The organism is Metapseudomonas phytobenefica (genome assembly GCF_043392685.1).
Lineage (GTDB): Bacteria > Pseudomonadota > Gammaproteobacteria > Pseudomonadales > Pseudomonadaceae > Metapseudomonas.
Genome location: NZ_JBHZGM010000069.1, coordinates 1 through 2,580, shown reverse-complemented (window position 1 = coordinate 2,580; position 2,580 = coordinate 1). Strand labels below are relative to the sequence as shown.

The following is a 2,580-nucleotide window of genomic DNA, read 5'->3' as shown; positions in this document are numbered from 1 at the left end:
AAGTAGGCTCCCACTGCTTGTACGCATACGGTTTCAGGTTCTATTTCACTCCCCTCTCCGGGGTTCTTTTCGCCTTTCCCTCACGGTACTGGTTCACTATCGGTCAGTCAGTAGTATTTAGCCTTGGAGGATGGTCCCCCCATATTCAGACAAAGTTTCACGTGCTCCGTCCTACTCGATTTCACTTCCTGGACCCTTTCGCGTACGGGGCTATCACCCACTATGGCCGCACTTTCCAGAGCGTTCCGCTAAAATCCAAGAAGCTTAAGGGCTAGTCCCCGTTCGCTCGCCACTACTAAGGGAATCTCGGTTGATTTCTGTTCCTCAGGGTACTTAGATGTTTCAGTTCCCCTGGTTCGCCTCTTGCACCTATGGATTCAGTGCAAGATACCCAGCTTGTGCTGAGTGGGTTCCCCCATTCAGAGATCTCCGGATCACAGTCTGTTTGCCGACTCCCCGAAGCTTATCGCAGGCTACCACGTCTTTCATCGCCTCTGACTGCCAAGGCATCCACCGTATGCGCTTCTTCACTTGACCATATAACCCCAAGCAATCTGCCTGCGATTCTGGTGTGAAGACGACATTCGCCGAAAATTCGCGCTTGAACTCGCAAATTTTGCCTTGAATCATTAAGTGCAGTGAAACACTCAATGAGTCACTTCTATCACATACCCGAATTTTTAAAGAACGATTCTGAACAAAGTCCAGAATTCAATATCCAACCACGGATATTCAATTCTGAGCTCTTGGCCTGCCGGAGAGTGGTGGAGCCAAGGAGGATCGAACTCCTGACCTCCTGCGTGCAAAGCAGGCGCTCTCCCAGCTGAGCTATGGCCCCAATGTCAACCGGTCATTCGACCCCGCGACAATTGGTGGGTCTGGGCAGATTCGAACTGCCGACCTCACCCTTATCAGGGGTGCGCTCTAACCAACTGAGCTACAGACCCAATCGCCTTCGCAATTGAATCAAGCAATTCGTGTGGGAACTTATGAAGAAGCCGATGTCTTCGATTAAGGAGGTGATCCAGCCGCAGGTTCCCCTACGGCTACCTTGTTACGACTTCACCCCAGTCATGAATCACTCCGTGGTAACCGTCCCCCTTGCGGTTAGACTAGCTACTTCTGGAGCAACCCACTCCCATGGTGTGACGGGCGGTGTGTACAAGGCCCGGGAACGTATTCACCGTGACATTCTGATTCACGATTACTAGCGATTCCGACTTCACGCAGTCGAGTTGCAGACTGCGATCCGGACTACGATCGGTTTTATGGGATTAGCTCCACCTCGCGGTTTGGCAACCCTTTGTACCGACCATTGTAGCACGTGTGTAGCCCTGGCCGTAAGGGCCATGATGACTTGACGTCATCCCCACCTTCCTCCGGTTTGTCACCGGCAGTCTCCTTAGAGTGCCCACCCGAGGTGCTGGTAACTAAGGACAAGGGTTGCGCTCGTTACGGGACTTAACCCAACATCTCACGACACGAGCTGACGACAGCCATGCAGCACCTGTGTCTGAGTTCCCGAAGGCACCAATCCATCTCTGGAAAGTTCTCAGCATGTCAAGGCCAGGTAAGGTTCTTCGCGTTGCTTCGAATTAAACCACATGCTCCACCGCTTGTGCGGGCCCCCGTCAATTCATTTGAGTTTTAACCTTGCGGCCGTACTCCCCAGGCGGTCGACTTATCGCGTTAGCTGCGCCACTAAGATCTCAAGGATCCCAACGGCTAGTCGACATCGTTTACGGCGTGGACTACCAGGGTATCTAATCCTGTTTGCTCCCCACGCTTTCGCACCTCAGTGTCAGTATCAGTCCAGGTAGTCGCCTTCGCCACTGGTGTTCCTTCCTATATCTACGCATTTCACCGCTACACAGGAAATTCCACTACCCTCTACCGTACTCTAGCTCAGTAGTTTTGGAGGCAGTTCCCAGGTTGAGCCCGGGGATTTCACCTCCAACTTGCTGAACCACCTACGCGCGCTTTACGCCCAGTAATTCCGATTAACGCTTGCACCCTTCGTATTACCGCGGCTGCTGGCACGAAGTTAGCCGGTGCTTATTCTGTTGGTAACGTCAAAACAGCAAGGTATTAACTTACTGCCCTTCCTCCCAACTTAAAGTGCTTTACAATCCGAAGACCTTCTTCACACACGCGGCATGGCTGGATCAGGCTTTCGCCCATTGTCCAATATTCCCCACTGCTGCCTCCCGTAGGAGTCTGGACCGTGTCTCAGTTCCAGTGTGACTGATCATCCTCTCAGACCAGTTACGGATCGTCGCCTTGGTGAGCCATTACCCCACCAACTAGCTAATCCGACCTAGGCTCATCTGATAGCGTGAGGTCCGAAGATCCCCCACTTTCTCCCGTAGGACGTATGCGGTATTAGCGCCCGTTTCCGAACGTTATCCCCCACTACCAGGCAGATTCCTAGGCATTACTCACCCGTCCGCCGCTCGCCGGCATCCCGAAGGACCCGCTGCCGCTCGACTTGCATGTGTTAGGCCTGCCGCCAGCGTTCAATCTGAGCCATGATCAAACTCTTCAGTTCAATACTGCTTGGGTTTTGAGAAAACCCTAAAC

General features: G+C 52.9%; 2 tRNA genes and 2 rRNA genes. All 4 read right to left on the bottom strand.

Features of this window, described 5'->3' with window-relative positions:
- Nucleotides 1-537 (bottom strand): 23S ribosomal RNA (locus ACFW0B_RS25720); the annotation flags it as partial.
- 225 nt (nucleotides 538-762) lie between these two features.
- A tRNA-Ala gene (locus ACFW0B_RS25715) sits at nucleotides 763-838 on the bottom strand.
- A gap of 32 nt (nucleotides 839-870) precedes the next feature.
- Nucleotides 871-947: transfer RNA gene (locus ACFW0B_RS25710), tRNA-Ile, on the bottom strand.
- A 65-nt stretch (nucleotides 948-1,012) separates the two neighbouring features.
- A 16S ribosomal RNA gene (locus ACFW0B_RS25705) occupies nucleotides 1,013-2,548 on the bottom strand.
- Nucleotides 2,549-2,580 lie beyond the last annotated feature (32 nt).